Origin of the sequence: Fischerella muscicola PCC 7414 (genome assembly GCF_000317205.1) — a bacterium.
GTDB classification, from domain to species: Bacteria; Cyanobacteriota; Cyanobacteriia; order Cyanobacteriales; family Nostocaceae; genus Fischerella; species Fischerella muscicola.
On record NZ_AJLK01000070.1, the window covers coordinates 1 to 17,236 of the forward strand.

Annotated in this window: 14 protein-coding genes; 11 read left to right on the top strand and 3 right to left on the bottom strand. The window is 40.5% G+C overall.

The annotated features are described in order from the left end of the window. Positions 1-165: 165 nt before the first annotated feature. Positions 166-1,851 carry a potassium-transporting ATPase subunit KdpA gene (kdpA, locus tag UYI_RS0110030; RefSeq protein WP_026085866.1) on the bottom strand — a complete coding sequence of 562 codons (1,686 nt, stop codon included), beginning with the start codon at positions 1,849-1,851 and terminating at the stop codon, positions 166-168. 731 nt (positions 1,852-2,582) lie between these two features. Here kdpA and UYI_RS0110040 point away from each other — a divergent pair. The 5 genes from UYI_RS0110040 to UYI_RS36710 all read left to right on the top strand — a co-directional run bounded on the left by UYI_RS0110040 (position 2,583) and on the right by UYI_RS36710 (position 5,529). Then, complete coding sequence (locus UYI_RS0110040; RefSeq protein WP_016866533.1) at positions 2,583-4,187, top strand: TAXI family TRAP transporter solute-binding subunit; 1,605 nt, start codon at positions 2,583-2,585, stop codon at positions 4,185-4,187. 87 nt (positions 4,188-4,274) lie between these two features. Further along, complete coding sequence (locus UYI_RS0110045) at positions 4,275-4,502, top strand: hypothetical protein (RefSeq protein WP_016866534.1); 228 nt, start codon at positions 4,275-4,277, stop codon at positions 4,500-4,502. 146 nt (positions 4,503-4,648) lie between these two features. Then, entirely contained in the window at positions 4,649-4,774 is a 126-nt protein-coding gene (locus UYI_RS39620) for a hypothetical protein (RefSeq protein ID WP_016866535.1), read from the top strand. Between the two features lie 28 nt (positions 4,775-4,802). Next, positions 4,803-5,114 (top strand): nucleotidyltransferase family protein, encoded by a 312-nt coding sequence (locus UYI_RS0110055; protein WP_016866536.1) that lies wholly within the window; start codon positions 4,803-4,805, stop codon positions 5,112-5,114. 208 nt (positions 5,115-5,322) lie between these two features. Further along, positions 5,323-5,529, top strand: a complete 207-nt coding sequence (locus UYI_RS36710; protein WP_235147931.1) for a HepT-like ribonuclease domain-containing protein — start codon at positions 5,323-5,325, stop codon at positions 5,527-5,529. A 50-nt stretch (positions 5,530-5,579) separates the two neighbouring features. On the opposite strand, the gene priA is transcribed toward UYI_RS36710, so the two are convergent. After that, positions 5,580-8,159, bottom strand: coding sequence for a primosomal protein N' (gene priA, locus UYI_RS0110065; RefSeq protein WP_016866538.1), 2,580 nt, complete (start codon positions 8,157-8,159; stop codon positions 5,580-5,582). Positions 8,160-8,984: 825 nt separating this feature from the next. On the opposite strand from priA, the gene UYI_RS0110070 reads away from it, so the two are divergent. The 6 genes from UYI_RS0110070 to UYI_RS0110105 all read left to right on the top strand — a co-directional run bounded on the left by UYI_RS0110070 (position 8,985) and on the right by UYI_RS0110105 (position 15,777). Continuing rightward, complete coding sequence (locus UYI_RS0110070; protein ID WP_016866539.1) at positions 8,985-10,154, top strand: RpoD/SigA family RNA polymerase sigma factor; 1,170 nt, start codon at positions 8,985-8,987, stop codon at positions 10,152-10,154. Between the two features lie 111 nt (positions 10,155-10,265). Continuing rightward, positions 10,266-10,763 (top strand): GNAT family N-acetyltransferase, encoded by a 498-nt coding sequence (locus UYI_RS0110075; protein WP_016866540.1) that lies wholly within the window; start codon positions 10,266-10,268, stop codon positions 10,761-10,763. 270 nt (positions 10,764-11,033) lie between these two features. Further along, positions 11,034-11,369 carry a cytochrome c6 PetJ gene (gene petJ, locus UYI_RS0110085; protein WP_016866542.1) on the top strand — a complete coding sequence of 112 codons (336 nt, stop codon included), beginning with the start codon at positions 11,034-11,036 and terminating at the stop codon, positions 11,367-11,369. Positions 11,370-12,207: 838 nt separating this feature from the next. Then, positions 12,208-13,131 carry a tetratricopeptide repeat protein gene (locus tag UYI_RS0110095; protein WP_016866544.1) on the top strand — a complete coding sequence of 308 codons (924 nt, stop codon included), beginning with the start codon at positions 12,208-12,210 and terminating at the stop codon, positions 13,129-13,131. A gap of 119 nt (positions 13,132-13,250) precedes the next feature. Next, the gene (locus UYI_RS0110100; RefSeq protein ID WP_016866545.1) at positions 13,251-15,359 is read left to right on the top strand and encodes a TonB-dependent receptor plug domain-containing protein; all 2,109 of its coding nucleotides are present in this window, start codon (positions 13,251-13,253) and stop codon (positions 15,357-15,359) included. 124 nt (positions 15,360-15,483) lie between these two features. Then, on the top strand, positions 15,484-15,777 hold the full coding sequence (locus UYI_RS0110105) for a hypothetical protein (protein ID WP_016866546.1): 294 nt from the start codon (positions 15,484-15,486) through the stop codon (positions 15,775-15,777). Between the two features lie 7 nt (positions 15,778-15,784). On the opposite strand, the gene UYI_RS0110110 is transcribed toward UYI_RS0110105, so the two are convergent. Next, the gene (locus UYI_RS0110110; RefSeq protein WP_016866547.1) at positions 15,785-17,176 is read right to left on the bottom strand and encodes a serine/threonine protein kinase; all 1,392 of its coding nucleotides are present in this window, start codon (positions 17,174-17,176) and stop codon (positions 15,785-15,787) included. Positions 17,177-17,236 lie beyond the last annotated feature (60 nt).

A 17,236-nucleotide genomic window follows, 5' to 3' on the forward strand; every position in this document is an offset into this window, starting at 1 on the left:
ACTCCCCCAAGGGAGTGGGGATTAGGGGCAGTGGGGAGGTGGGGAGTTAGGGAGGTGGGGAGGTGGGGAGTTAGGGAGAGTTTAATTCTAAGTTCTCCCCATCACCCCACCTCCCCATCACCCCATCACCTCATCACCCCATCCCCCCATCCCCCCATCTTTTAATTACCTGCCAGAGGCTATTTTAAATCCTTCGGCGATGGGGCCTAAAGCTAAAACTGGGAAGAAAGTCAGTACTCCTAAAATTAAAATTACTCCGGCGGTGACACTGGTAAATAGCAGAGTGTCGGTTCTTAGAGTACCTGGTGTTGCTGGTACTGTTTGTTTGCGAGTCATGCTATCGGCTAACAGCAGAATGGCAATAATGGGAACATAGCGCCCCAACAGTAAGCTGACAATGGTACTGAGATTCCACCAGAGGCTGTTATCTGCTAAACCTTCAAAGCCAGAACCATTATTGGCACTGGCTGAAGTATACTCATAAACAACCTGGGAGACGCCGTGAAAACCAGGATTGTTAATCCCAGCTAATGTTTCTGGAAAGTATAAGGTAATAGCACTGGGAATTAAAACCGCGATTGGGTGAATTAATAACACTAAGCTGGCGAGGACAATTTCTCGCTTCTCAATTTTTCGCCCCAAAAACTCTGGTGTGCGTCCTACCATCAAACCTGTTAAAAATACAGTCAGAATTAAATAAATAAATAGATAGGCTGTTCCTGTTCCCTGACCACCCCAAATGATTTGTAAGAACATATTTAATAGAGTTGCAAAACCTCCTGTGGGCATGAGGGAATCATGCATTCCATTAACAGCACCAGTCATGGTACTTGTAGTTGCGATCGCCCAAAAGGCGGTGAGTATTGAACCAAAACGGACTTCTTTGCCTTCCAGATTTGGTATTTCATATCCTAAGATGGCGTTAACTAGGGTATTGCCTTGATACTCGCTACTAGCTGTTACAGCAACCAAAATTATAAAGATCGCAAACACCATCCAAAACAGCAACCAAGCTTGTTTGGTGTTGTTAGCAAACAACCCATAGGTATAAATCAATGCTGCTGGGATCGACAGCATGGCAAGCATCTCTATTAAATTAGAAGCACCATTGGGATTTTCAAATGGGTGAGCAGAGTTAGCAGCAAAAAAACCACCACCGTTTTCGCCCAGTTGTTTGATCATTTCAAAAGATGCAACAGGCCCTCTAGCTATATACTGGGTGCCTCCTTCAAGGGTGGTGACAACTTGAGTTGGCAGTAATGTTTGCGGTGTGCCTAAGATAATTAAAGCGATCGCACCAAGCAAAGATATTGGTAACAGTATCCGTGTAATACCACGAACTAGATCTACGTAAAAGTTCCCCAGTGGTCTACCTGTCAACCCACGAATAAAGGCAATACCCACCGCCAACCCAGTTGCAGCTGAGGTAAACATCAAAAAGCCTAAAGCTGCTGTTTGGCTAAAGTAGCTTAAAGTTATTTCAGGAATGTAGTGCTGCTGGTCAGTATTCGTCAGAAATGAAATTGTTGTGTGTAGTGCCAGATCCCAACGTAGTGCTTTCAAGTTCATGGGATTCAACGGTAAAATTCCCTGAAACTTTAAAATCAAGTAAACAGCAACGCCCATAAGAAAATTGCTGAACAGTACCGCCCGCACGTACTGACCACCAGTCATGTCTTGTTTGCTACGTACACCCCCTAGTATATAAATAATTCGCTCAACCGGGTTTAATACCGAGTCAAACACAGTTGTTTCACCCAAGAAGACACGAGCTATGTATCTTCCGAAAAAGGGAGTGATTACTATTAAAATACAAAGCGTTAACCCTATCTGCAAAAAACCCTGTGTCATGTATTCACGCTGAATTATAGTTGGTCTAGCTTTACTACTACAAAGCTAATGATTATGAATAACACCTAATTACTTGTAGTGAGTGATATCTCATATCAACTCAAATTCTCATTTCGGATGACTTTTTGTAACTATTACTATGTTCCTGCTTTTTTCGTAAATAATTAATTTAATAAAAATTAAAATTTTACATATTTTAGAGCTTTGAATTTATAATACTAGTCTTTGATTAACAATTCTTTTCTAGTAATATTGACTACTATAAAATAAATAGATTTACTCTAAGGTATTATACTCGATAAATTTTATTTGTGAGTATAAATTAATACATTAAATTATGAAAATTATATTTTTGACGTAATTACTTTATTAGAGATCCCATTTTAATTTGTGAAAATTTAAAGACACAGATGCCTCACTTCTCAAATCAGCCAAGGATCTGTGTTTTTTTCATATTTCAAGCACATATGGATAAATATAGCGATCGCCACCTATGTGAGAATATTGAGAGAGCATTTATAAAGTAAATCTTAACTTTGTAGCGATTGTCTTCAGAGTTAAGCGATCGCATAGAACCTTGGTAAGTTTGCTGGAAGGAAAAATTATACCAATTTTGGATTTTACAGAACTCAAACGCACCAAAGCAATTGCAATCCGTCTTGAAAAGCTTTGTGCGTCGGCTTCCGGCAAGCAAACTTTTCGCAAAATCTAAAAATTCAAAATGGTATGAGATGATTCCTCCACTATCCGGCAGACGAAACTGGACAGATAAATTACTGAAACTTCCCTACAAGTGTCTTAGCTTCATTTATAAACCGCAAAATATTTTCCTTCTATTTAGCGGTTTAGCAGGAGGAATTATATTATCGGGTTTGAGCGGTTGTAGTCAAAAGCCAAATAGCGTAACTCTCTCCACTGGTACAGTCGGTAGCTACTACCATCGCTTAGGTGAACAAATAAACTACTCTACCACTACAACAGTCGGACTCTCTGTGCGGAATATTGATTCTCAGGGTTCCCAAGAAAACCTACAACGATTGCTAAATCACCAAGTCGATTTTGCGATCGCACAATTGGATGTCGCCAACGAAGCCATGCGAAAAGGAAAAGTCAAAGCAGTTGCGATTTTAGCCAAAGAATATGTTCACATTATTGTGCCGAAAAATTCTGGGATCAATACATTCGATGACTTGCAAGGTAAGCGAGTTGCGGTTGGTACTCCTGGTAGTGGAATTCTCTTTACAGCTAGGCAGTTAATCCAAGCAGACAAACTCAAGGTTCAAGAGGATACTTCTAATTTTGACGAAGCATTCAAGAAACTGCAATCTCGACAAGTTGACGCAATTATCTATGTGGGAAGTTTGGGTGCAAATGAAAACCTGAGGCAAATATTTGTGAAAAACTCCAATATGACTTTACTTCCCATACGAACTGCACTAATAAACAACTTAACAGTATTAGATCCCAGTTCCTACGAAAGTGCAACCCTACCTCTTGGCACTTACGCATCGCGTCCACCAATTCCCAATCGCAAATTACCAACTCTCTCAACAGCAACCGTTTTAGTCACTCGTCCTGACATGAATTGGCGAACAGTAGGGCTAGTTACTTGGTCAATTCTTTCCACCGCTCGTACTTATGCCCAATTCTATCCAGAAATCCAAAGCTCAAAAGCAGAAGAATTAATGCGAAAAGAGCTTTTCTATATTCATCCAGCAGCAGAAGCAGTGTTTGATCACGGTGATCCTCGTACAGTCATCATTCGTTATTGGGAAAACAACAACGACTTGCAGGCTGGAGTTTTCATTTTGCTAACAACAAGCGTGATCGGGTTACTGTTACGACAGTGGCACAGACAAAAGTCCAAGAAGATTATGACGACAACCAACAACCGAATTAGTGAACTTAAGTCACTGTTACCAGATCATCCCCAGCAAGCATTGGAGAGTATCGAAGACTTAAGCCAGGAGAATCGCCTGACATTTATTGAAGGTTTAGTGTCAACAGAAGTCTACGAACAGCTCCGTCACAAAACACAAACTTTTGCCGATCAGTGTCGTACTCTCATTGAACAACAGCGCAAAAAGTTAGTCATGGACACCCTTCTATTGTTAGATGAATGGCAGGCAAGCTTGCAAACCGATCCAGAGGCAGCATTACAAAAGCTCAAGCAAATTAAGCAGCATTATCGAGATATGTTGTTGTCAGATCAAGTTGACATCGAAGCTTATGTAGAACTGATGAATTTAACCTTAATTTCGCTGATGACTTTAGCACCAAAGTCTTCTCCAGTTCATTCCGATTCTGAAAATAAAAAGCAAAATATTTCAAATTAAGCGAATATTCGGAGCAGGTTACAAAAAAAGGCAGAGGGCAAAAGGGGTAACAATTTTCATGTTTGGTTGTGTACCAAAGTTCATGCTATGGTGTACACACAAGTCGAAAAATATAATCGACCTTGGCGAGTCTTTGAAACAGATAAACGAGTATTTGAACTGCGCCAGCGAGTCTTTGAAACAGATAAACGAGTATTTGAACTGCGTCGGCGAGTCTTTGAAATTGATAAACGAGTATTTGAACTGCGTCGGCGAGTCTTTGAAATTGATAAACGAGTATTTAAATCCCGTCGGCGAGTCTTTGAAAATAGATAAACGAGTATTTGAACTGCGCCAGCGAGTCTTTGAAATAGATAAACGAGTATTTGAACTGCGTCGGCGAGTCTTTGAAATAGTAAATTTTTAGTAGGGGGGTGTTTGTATTAGATAGCGCATTAGTCCAACAAATCATAAGGTGGGAGATGAAATTCGGCAGTAATGGCTTACAACTGATGCCACAAATTGAGCAAATTTCGGATTTGTCAAGTTTAAAAGCGATTCTACAGAATGTGATTGCAGCAAATACATTGGAAGAAGTACAACTATGAGTCCTATATATGCGGCGTAGCTTTAATTATGGGTATTGAAGAATTACTACTACCATTAAAAGAAGAAATTTTGCGAATTGCTGCTAAATACGGAGCGTATAATGTCCGGGTGTTTGGTTCTGTGGCGAGAGGAGAAGCAAGACCAGATAGTGATGTAGATTTTCTGGTAGAACTTGAACCACAACGAACTTTGTTAGACCAAATTGCTTTGATGCAATCCTTGGAGGAATTGCTGGGACGTAAAGTTGATGTGACTGAACCAGAAACTTTACATGAGTTGATTAGAGATAAAGTATTGCGGGAAGCTGTTGTGTTATCAGAGATGACCGCCTTTACTTGAGCAACATCTTTGAATGTATTGAGCGCATTGAGTCTTATACCCGTGATGGCAAAGAGGCATTTTTGCAAACCACAATAATAGGACTTACGCATAATTTACGAATCCTTGGCGTCCTTGGCGTCTTGGCGGTTAGATAAATTAAGCTTTTTGGCTATTTTTGCGTAATTCCTGAATAATTCAAGATGCGGTAATTAGGAATTTTGAAATTATTGGGGAAGCAACGAAGCGTTTATCTGCCGAAATAAGAGCAGCTGATCCAGACGTGCCTTGGCAACAAGTGGCTGGTTTTAGAGATGTACTAATTCACGATTATTTAAAGGTAAATTTAAATCGAGTTTGGGGCGTTATTGAGCAGAATTTGCCCCAACTAAAGGCAACTGTTGAGGCAATTTTGCAAGAATTGCGGGAGTTGTGAGGCGACAGTATTGAGCGTGTCGCCTTGGTATCAGGAAATTCTGCGTAAGCTTACATCATATTTATTGGATCTATATCTATTGTTAAACTGACAGATTTAGGACAGAGTTCACGCACTTTTTCCCAATCAGGTAACTCTGGCAATGCATCAGGGGCAAACTTTAACAGTATCTGCCAGCGATAACGATTTGCGACTCGTAAAATATTGGCTGGTGCTGGCCCTAATATATCTAAACCTTCTTGTTGTGGTAATGCAGTCGCTATTACTTGGGCAGCGTTTTGGACTTCCATTGGATCAACACTGCTTAAACGTAATAAAATTAACCTGCCATAGGGAGGATAATTCAGTGCTTGCCGTTGTTCTAATTCTGTAGTAGTGAAAGATTCGTAGTCATGTTTTTGTACTGCTTCTATAACTGGATGCTCTGGTGTATAAGTTTGCACAATGACCCTACCTGGTTCTTCACCCCTACCAGCTCGTCCAGCCACCTGTGCTAAGGTTTGAAACGCTCGTTCGCTAGCGCGATAATCAGATAAATATAGTAATCCATCGGCGGCGACAACTCCTACAAGCGTCACCTGTGGTAAATCTAATCCTTTGGTAAGCATTTGTGTACCGATTAATAAATCTGCTTCACCGTTGGCAAATTGGGTGAGTAGGGTACGATGGGCGCCTTTGGTGCGGGTAGTATCGCTATCAAAACGGATAAAACGCAAATCCGGAAATTGCTTGGTTAATTCCTGGGCGACTCGTTGTGTGCCACTACCAAAGAATTTTAAGTAAGGAGAACTGCATTCCGGGCAGTTTCTGGGATGCGATCGCGCATAATTACAGTAATGACAGCGCAAAATTTGTGGCCCTTCTGCCTCAGTTTGGTGATACGCCAGGGATACATCACAATGGGGACATTCCAACACATATCCACAATTGCGGCAAGACACAAAAGTACTATGTCCCCGGCGATGAATAAATAAAATTCCCTGCTGATTCTGTTGTTTCAATTGCTGCAACGCATCTTGCAGCGATCTACTAAAGATCGAACGGTTTCCCTGCTGTAACTCTTGCCGCATATCCACTATTTCCACAGTTGGTAAAGGACGGGAGTGGATGCGTTCGGGGAGGGAGAGGTAGTGAGAGGGAGTGTGAGGAGTGGGGGGAGAGTTTACTCCTTCTTGTCCTCCTTGTCCCGATCCCCTCACCCTCACCCTCACCCAACTTTCCAAAGACGGTGTTGCGGAACCCAAAACTAAGGGACAATTTTCTAATTCTGCCCGCCACTGGGCGACGGTGCGGGCGTGGTAGGTGGGGATGGGAGAATCTTGTTTAAAACTGTTGTCGTGTTCTTCATCTAATATGATCAAACCCAAGTTAGGTAGGGGAGCAAAAACAGCACTGCGTGTCCCAATCACTATCTGGGGTTCACCTGTGAGCATTTGTCGCCAGGTGTCGTAACGTTCGCCGCCGGAGAGGGCGCTGTGATAAACATTAATTTTGTTGCCAAACCTAGCACGGAAACGATCAGTTAGCTGAGGTGTTAAGCCAATTTCTGGTACTAAGACGAGGGCGGACTTTCCTTGGGCGAGTAAAGGGGCGATCGCTTGCAAATAAATTTCTGTTTTTCCGGAACCAGTCACTCCATGCAAGAGAAGAGTTGCATACCCTTTTACTTCTTTGATGGTAGACAATGCCTGGAATTGAGCTGCATTTAAAGATTTTGGTTGATCTGCTGCGACTGTGGGGCCGTTTTCACTGCGTAATATTTCTCTTTGTTGAATGACAATACAACCTTGCTCTTCTAATTTTTTTAAAGTAGCAGTGGTTGTATTACAAATTTGTAAAAAATCATTGAGCCATAATTCTCCGCCATGACGCCTTAACACTTGTAGTATTTCTCGTTGGCGCTTGCTGAGGTCGATCGGCGGTACACTTACTGTCAGTGTTACTATGGGTTTTGTCTGGGGTCGAGAGTATCTAGGCAATTCTATGTAGGTTTCTACCCAACCGCGTTGGATTAACTGCTTTTTTGCTCTATCGAACCCTTTGATCTGGCGTCTGAGGAATTTAAAGCTATAGTCGCCATCAGCCTGGGATTGAAGAATTTTGATGATTTCACGGGCTGGTAAACTGAGAAATTCATTCGCGCCATTGGGAATATTTTCCCTTTTGAGCCGTAAACGAGACTGCGATCGCCCCAACAAACCTGGTGGTAGAGCAGTGCGTATCACTTGAATAAAGGGAGTGTAATAGTAGTGGGAAACTCTTTCTAGCAATTGCCAGTAGCTTTCTCGAAAAAATTTCGAGTGAATTACATCTTCCACATCTCTAATTTTTTCAGGCGCAAGGTTGGCTGGTGGTTGTGCTAACAAACGAATCGCTATCCCCCCTACCTGTTGTCTGCCAAAAGGCACACTTAAAATATCTCCTGGTTTTACTTCTAACCCTGCTGGTAATCGATAGGTATAGAGTTTTTCTTCTTGTTCTTCTTCTTTTTGTTCAGTTGTACCTTCTTTGGCAATTCCTGGACAGTCTACTAGCACTTCGACCCATTGATTTTTATTTATTCTGGTATCATAAGACTCCCCTGATTGGGCTACGACCAAAGGAGGTAAATTTACATCATTTATATACATGGTTCCTCAATTTATAGATATATATTTATCTGTTCTGGTTGCTGAAAATTTTCCTTGTTCATGAGGTTAACTATCTGTCTAAATGTCAATGAAAATGTAATTCGCAATACTGTCATCAGACATAATACTTGATAAGTTTCCTCTTATGTAATTCCAGCCAGGGAATTAATTGTATCTATATACGGTAATAGATATTGAAAACAGACCAGACAATATTCATCTCTCCCATCTTTATTAAGTTGATTTTTCTCTGTATGGTGAATACGCAAGAGAGCTTTTCTCCCCATCGATAGATATTAAATACTCTCAGTATATGAGATGCTTCTAACTAGGCAATGGGTCGCCACGCCTTTTGCTGGGCAAATTTACCAAAGATTCAAGATACTCATTGATAAGATTTAAAGATGTTTAAACAGTAACCAGTCTTTAAAGATTAGATAAATTAGAAATATATATGAAAATTTAATAATCAACTAATCATTGAGAGTAATTTTTATATTTGTTAAGTTTGAGCAATTTTGATTTAGTTTATTTGACATAGTTTGTAAACAATAAAAAAATGAGGAACTCATGAATAGTCGAAGTAGCAACGAAAGCGTTAATGTGAACAGCAAAAACATATCTAAAAATGTATCTGTTTGTAACCAAGAACAAAAATAAATAGTGGTCTTTACCTCTTGCTATCCTTGGTAAACATAGGTAATGATGGGCAAAGGCTACTAAGTTTGACTAGTTTAATCTCGCGGAAATTTTTTGCTATAAAACAGGTGCATTTGTCTTTTATTAAAAACTAATGAAGCATCTTAAAGCAGCTGTCACTAAATTATGTATCAAACCAAGCAACAATCCCTAACAGAAGCTATGAATATTGCTGAATTGGGAACCATGGAAATGATAGAAAATGCTGCCGTTAATGAAGAACAAATTCTGGAAGTTTTAAATGCAGTGGCAGATGAAGAATCCCCAATTGCAGAAAATCTGGAAGTTGATGGACGCGATGGGGATGAAATGGCAGCAGCGCGTCCTTCAGGGTATAATAAAACCGAGTATGATGATGCTGTAGGCGCGTTTTTTAAAGAAATGGCGCGTTATCCATTGCTAAAACCCGACGAAGAGGTGGAATTAGCGCGGCGAGTGCGGTTTTTAGAGGAAGTCAACGAAATCCAAGCTGCATTACGACAAGAACTAGGACATCAACCCACCAAAGCAAATATAGCAGCGCATCTACAAATAACAGAAAAGCAATTAGAAAATCGTTTGTATCAAGGTAGGGTAGCGAAACGCAAAATGATTCGCTCTAACCTACGTCTTGTTGTATCAATTGCTAAGCGATATTTAAATCGTGGCGTACCTTTTTTGGATTTAATTCAAGAAGGGGCAATGGGTTTAAATCGGGCAACAGAAAAGTTTGATCCGGACAAAGGATATAAATTTTCTACTTATGCTTATTGGTGGATAAGACAAGCAATCACACGAGCGATCGCTAACGACGCCCGAACTATCCGTTTACCAATTCATATTGTTGAAAAACTCAACAAACTCAAAAAAGCCCAACGAGAACTCAAACAAAGATTAGGGCGTAATCCTAACGAAATCGAAATGGCGGAAGCATTAGAAATTCCGCCCCAACAATTACGTCAACTCCAACAATTACGACGACAAGCATTATCTTTAAATCATCGTGTCGGTAAAGAAGAAGACACAGAATTAATGGATTTGTTAGAAGATGAAGATAACCAATCTCCAGAAGCAAAAATGAATGAAAGCATGATGCGTCAGGAGATTTGGGAAGTGCTAGGCGACGTACTCACCCCACGAGAAAAAGACGTGATTTCCCTACGTTATGGATTGACAACCAGCGAACCCTGTACCCTGGAAGAAGTTGGTAACATGTTCAATCTTTCTCGCGAGAGAGTACGACAAATTCAAAGTAAAGCAATGCGGAAATTACGGCGTCCTCACATTGCTAAGCGATTGAAGGGGTGGTTAATATAATTTGTCAATTGTCAATTGTCATTAGTCATTGATTAAGAGTTAAAGACATTGAACTCTTGACTACGGACGTCGATTATGGACTAATGACAAAGGACTAATGACTAATGACCAATGACTTTTGAAAGTGATTTGATAGTGCGTTTTGCCGAACCTGCTGATTGCGGTGTGCTATTTGAGTTAGTGCAAGGGCTAGCAGAATACGAAAACTTATCTCATGCAGTTACTGGCAATTCCTCTACACTGAAGGAGCATTTATTTGGCTCCCCTAAATATGCCGAGGCTATATTAGCAGAATATACAGGGCAAGCTGTCGGGTTTGCCCTATTTTTTCATAATTATTCAACATTCCTAACTAAACCAGGAATTTATCTAGAAGATATATTTGTTTTGCCAGAGTATCGCAGCCAAGGAATTGGCAAAGCACTTCTGACTAAAGTTGCTCAGATCGCTGTCGAAAGAGATTGCGGACGCCTAGAGTGGAGTGTTTTGGATTGGAACGAACCAGCGCAAGCTTTTTACCGCCGCATGGGAGCATCGATCTTAGAAGAATGGCGCATTTGTCGGGTTACGGCTGAGGCGCTGAGGGAGTTGGGAAAGGGGAGAGTGTAGGGAGATGGGGAGATGGGGTGATGGGGAGATGGGGTGATGGGGAACTCGGGGCCCCCTCTGGGGATTAGGGGCAGTGGGGAGATGGGGAGATGGGGAGTGGGGGGAGACAAGGAGGACAAGGAAGAAATTACCTGTTCCCTATTAAGAGTTCCCTCTTACCAATGACAATTGACTAACTATGACAACCTGTCTTTTGACGAGGAAAAGCTGTGAAGCCGAGAATTAGTAAGGATTATGGACTGATTAGTCCTTTTGCAGAGGAAACACGGAATGAAAAAGATTTTGTTAGTGTTGTTGCTTGGCATCACAATCTTCACCTTCGCTTTTAATCGTCCTGCTTTAGCCGCAGATGCAACCAACGGCGCTAAAGTCTTTAGTGCTAACTGTGCTGCTTGTCATGCGGGTGGTAAGAACTTGGTGCAAGCAAATAAAAGCTTGAATAAAAGCGATTTGGAAAAATATGGCATGAACTCAGCAGAAGCAATTATTGCCCAAGTAACAAATGGGAAAAATGCTATGCCAGCTTTCAAAGCGCGTTTAAAACCAGAACAAATTGAAGATGTTGCTGCTTACGTGTTAAGAGAAGCTGAAAAAGGTTGGAAGTAAAAAATAGGGACTAGGAACTAGAAACTAGAAACTAAAACACAAAATGAGTATTGAAAACTACAGATGCGCACATATAGACATGGGTAAAATAAGTGTTTGTTTGTGTTTGTCTGTAGTTTCATATCAATAGTTAATTTTCTTTTCACCTACCTGATTTGTAAAAGAGGTGTGTAGCTGTGTGAGGAATTTCCCGTAAGGTGGGTGTAGAGAAATAAATATATTTCAAGCGTCTTTTTTTAGGTGATGAGTGAGAAATATTTTATTAGTTAAATCAAGACGCAAAGCTTAGAATTCTAGCTGTATCTATCTGTATGTATCTGTGTGCATCGGTGGTCGATTTTTCATGCCTTGGACTTACGCATAACTCACGAAAAAACAAACCGCAGAGGACGCAGCGAAAAGTTTGAGCGGAGGAAACCTCCGCTCAAAGCTTTTCAAGAGAAAGTACACGGAGTAATAGGAGTTTGAGAGTTTTTTGCGTAAGTCCTAATGCCTTCATTGCGGGCAGTTGCCTGGGGAGGTTTTGCACCAGCTTTTTCATCCAACAACAAATAAATTTCACTACGAGAAGTTCAGCTAAGTCAAAAAACACCAAGTCATCTAAAGATAACTCAATAAAAACATGAGTCTACTTAAGTAGATTTAAGCTATTAGCCCCAAGTTTATTTGAGGGCAGGACGTTGAGAATTCTTCATATTGCTAAAAAATATCAGTTTTAACAGATTTTAAGTATGAATTTGCATGAGTAATATGTGACTTTCAAGTTATACACACGTAATTAGTACCTGTTTTTCTGATTGATTTTTAGGTACTTGATTTCTACAAAAAGCGAGGATTTATGAAGTACTGTTATCGCTTTGTTTTTAGTTTCATTACAGTTATTGTACTTATTTGTTCATTTGTATCTGCACCTGCTTATTCATTAACTACTTCTATCATCCCAACGACAGCAGAGGATTTTTTCAAGCTGGGGATAGAAAAAATGCTATATGGTAACTACCAAGGAGCAATTCAAGAATTTCAACAGGCGATTCAACAAAAACAATATTTTGCTGCCGCTTATAGTAATCGTTGTCTTGCTTATCTCAACATTCAAGATTACCAAAATGCGATCGCAGACTGTACCCAAGCAATTAATTTTTCACCTAAGAATGCTGAGGCTTATTTAAATAGAGGCATTGCCGAGTATAGACTAGGTTATTATGAAGCGGCTATTGCTGACGATGAGCAAGCGATCGCTCTTAAGCCGAGTGATTTTCGAGCCTATTATAACCGGGGAATCGCCAATGCTTCTTTGGAAAAGTACCAGCAGGCAATTACAGACTACAATCTTGCCCTAAGTCAAATTCCCCACACAGATAGCCCTCTACTCGCTGATATCTATAATGATCGAGGCTTAGCGCGTTTAGAGCTAAGAGATTTACAAAATGCTATGCTCGACTTTAATCGGGCAATTCGTCTCAACGCCATTGATTACCGAGCCTATTTTAACCGGGGTTGTGCTTGTGCTAGAAGTGAAGATTACCCTGGTGCTGTAGATAATTTTACCAAAGCTATCCGGCTTAACCCTAGTGATGGTAGTACTTATGTTAGTAGGGGTATAGCCTTCCATCGCCTTGGTTATGAACAAGCTGCGATCGCAGATTTACTCAAAGCAGCTGATTACTTTGGATACCGGGGAGAGAAAGTAGCATACGAAAAAACACTATCTTTAATCAAGACTGTACAAGGGCAAATACCATTTAAAGTCGTAGTTGCCTAAATCACTACAAAACTCTCCACCCCCTCTACTTTTCAAAAGTACGACAGTCTGTCTTTTGACATGTATTTGCAATAACTGCTAAATATCACTGAGTGTTTCTACTAACAGTGATCATAAAAGTGAAAAAGTGTCTTTTTTGGATTCCAGGAGCTTTAATTAACCTACTCATCATTTATCCTGCTTTTGCTGACGACATTAAATATAATCAACAGCTTATTGATAAATCTCTGCAAACAAATTCAGAAATTCCTAACTTAAATGAAATAGAATTACCTGCGACAAATTCTGAATTATTAACTCAGCAATCCACATCAAATGAATCAATTGCACAAGTAGAAACAGAACCCTCTACCCCTGACGAAACTACCAACGAAGCGGATATCGAACTAGAGGTAATCGGGGAAATATACACTTTGCCTCAATCTACTCCTACTTACGTAATTGAGCAAGAAGAAATTCAAAAACAAGGCTCTACAAGTGTCGCTGATGTTCTCAAAAGAATGCCAGGTTTTGCTATTAATGATGTTGGTCATGGAGCAGACATCCACACAGGCACATACTATCGAGGACACTCAATTAATCAGTCGGTATTCCTAATTAATGGTAGACCAATTAATACAAATGTTAACACATATCATGGAGCCACTGATTTAAATAGTATTCCTGTAGAATCAATTGAAAAAATTGAATTATCAAGTGGTGCAGTGACAACCCTTTATGGTTCATCTGGCTTTGGTGGAGTAGTTAATATTATTACGAAAGAAGGCAGCTTCACCCCTCAATTTAATGCTGCTGTAGAATTTGGCTCATTGAATTTTAATAATCAACAAACAAGCTACAACGGCTCCTTTGGCCCTGTTAAATATAATTTCAGCTTTGAAAGAAGTTTCATAGATAATCGCTACAAAGTACCAGAAGGTGCAGCAAATCGCAATGCTGATGGTTATTTAACGAATGCAGATACTGCTATCAGTAGCTATTTTGGTAGTTTGATCTTCGATTTAAATGACAGAAATACTCTCAGTTTTGACGCGACAAAACTGAGCAGTCGTCGTGGTTTAGTATATTTTGGTTTCCCACTGCAAAAAGACCGACTAGATCACGATGGACTTAATCTTGGTTTATCTTGGAAAACCCTACTAGGTAATGGTGAAAATTCCATTTTGACAACTACATTGGGTTATAACCAAGATTACTTTAGTACTTATGGTCCAACTTTTTTTCAAGGTAGAGAATATTACCGCACTGGTATTTTAGACACCCAATTATTTACAGCTAGATTAGATCACGATTGGCGAACTAGTCCAGGTAATAGATTGCGATGGGGTTTAGAGTTTCAAAATAACAACTTGGATGGTAAGACTGACAGTACACGTCCTGATCGAGTTGCTTTAAATGAAACTGAAAACGAGAATTTATTAAACACAGCTTTATTTGTTCTCAATACTTGGAATATTACTAAAAACTTGGAACTAGATTTAGGATTGAGACAAAGCTTTGATAGTGAGTTTGGTAATTACCTCAATCCTAGTGTAGGATTTCGTTATGGTGTGACACCAAACTTTGCTGTACGAGGAAGTTGGGCAGGAGGACAGCGTAATCCTGGTTTAGATCAACTGTATGTTTATGATACGGTTCATGGTTGGTTGCCAAACCCAGATTTAGAACCAGAAACAGGTTCATCTTGGACTGCGGGAGTAGATGTAAATTTCTCAGAGAATTTGACGGGACAATTTACTTACTTTGGCAGTAGTTTAGATAATCGTCTGGGAGTTATCCAAGGAAGATGGGAAAACATTGGGCTTGTCGATACTAACGGTTTTGAAGCAGCCTTAAAATGGCAAGTTACTTCTAATTGGTCTACTTTTGTTAACTATACTTATACAGATGCCCAAATTAAAACGGGAGTAGAAAAAGGCTTGCAGTTAGGCATGATCCCCTATTCTGTAGCCCAAGCTGGTATTGGTTATCAAAGTCGAGGATGGCAGGCTAACTTGTATGCTACTTATAATAGTGGCGCTCGCCGTGCTTTCTTTACCAACCCAGGAGATCAAACCACAGATTTTGTCTCACCATTCTTTAATTTAGATTTTAGCGCTCGCATCCCTTTAACAAGAGCTTTAGGAATTAGGGTTTACCTAGAAAACTTACTGGGTGAACAATACGAACGAGTCAATCGTACCTACAGCCCTGGGTTTACTTTTCGGATTGGTTTAACATCGAATTAGTTGGTTGTTGGTTGTTGGTTGTTGTACCAGACGTGCCATGGCACGTCTCTACATTGGTTAGTAGTTAGTGGTTAATAATAATTTCTCTACTCCCCATCTCCCCATCTCCCCACCTCCCCATCTCATGAGATCCAAAATTGAAAACGATGTACTGTTCCTGCATCACGAAGACGTACCAGAGTATAAAAAAGGTGGTTCTGTGGTGAGGAATAGCTATTTTTGGGCGCTCCGCTCCATTGCAGGTAAAGCTTCCAGATATGGTGACTGGGAATATGAACCAGAGGTGTGGTTTGCACTCAGACGGATGCTGTTGTCTTTTACCGAGTCTGGTTATTTGGGCTTTCGAGAAACTGTACTGGAGTTTCCCGCAGGTGAGGAAATTCCAGAAGTGCTGCGAGATGTTTCGACTTGGGAATGAGAGATTACTAATCCTTAGTAATGGGCAAATTTAGCCAACTGCTTAAATTCTGCGCTAACCAGTCAAGTTCTGGGTTCGTCAAATAACCTTTACCACCAAGTTCAAATTTCTTTATTCCTGCCCAGATGTTAATTTGAGGAGGAACTTTCACATTACCTCCTTCGGAATCTCTCTTGTATGAAAGACGAGTCAGTTCAACTTTCACAATATCTTGTCGAGCTGCGCTAAGAACTGGTGGGTATTTTACTCCCAAAAGTTCACGAGTCAAAGAAATTTCCTGTTGATTAATCCGAAGTTTGACTTGTCCGAACAAAGCATAGAGAATAGTCCAAATCAAGTAAATGCCAACACCCAAGTGAAAGATTGCAAATAGGGCTGCGAACAATCCGCCACTACTCCACATACTGAAAGCAGCACCGTACCACATGACGAGAAAAGAATTCCATGCGATCGCAAATCCAATGATTGGGATTAATCCCAGATGAAATCCTCGTGGCGGAATGAGAATCTCTAGCATCTGTCTAGTGTTGGTAACTTTGACTTTGCTACCAACGGGTTTATTAGCAATTGCTAAAGAACTTTCTCGTAAATTTGATTTTTCTAAAGCTTCTAACGCCTGCTTTGCAGATTTTAACCGTAAATCTAAACTTGGTTCTGTGAGCCATTTCAGCCAATCCACGAGATTCGGACTAAGATTGACTCTATCTTCAAACAGTATTCGCATCTCCCGTTGTGGCAGTTCATCCGGGTGCTGTCCCGTCACCAGATAAATCAGCGTTGTTCCCAAAGCATAAAGGTCTGAAGCCGGTACAGTTCGCCCACCGAATTGTTCGGGAGGCATGTAGCCATAAGTACCAACAACTGTCCTAGTACCACTATGCACTACAGTTTGAACGCTACCAAAATCAATCAGGTAAATCTGCCCAGGACTATGACCAGTGCGATCGCCCAACAAAATGTTACTTGGTTTAATATCTCGATGCACGACAGGCGGTTGACGACTATGGAGGCAATCTAGAATTCCTAGTAATTGCTTGGCGATCGCCTTTATTTCTGCTTCGCTAAAAGTACGACCAGACTCTACCCAATTCTGTAATGATCTGGCTTCAATATAAGTTTGAACCAGAGCAAAGCCTTTGCCTAATTCAGTCTCAACATCAAAGCGATCAATATATTTAGGAATCGCTGGATGATCTAAAGATTGCAGAACTTCTACCTCGCGTTCAAAAAGTTTCAGATCATCCCAATTAAAGTCAGGACTAAACAACAGCAACTTGATCACAACAGACGATCCTGTTTGTAAATCCTTTGCGAGAAAAGTTCTCCGACCAGTCTGACGACCAAGTAGAGATTGAATGTGATAGCGATCGCGCAAAACTTGATTAACTAGTTGATCCATTGCTTCGGGCTGATAAGCAGGGTAAACAGCTTAACACTGTTCTATCAGTTTATTCCCTTA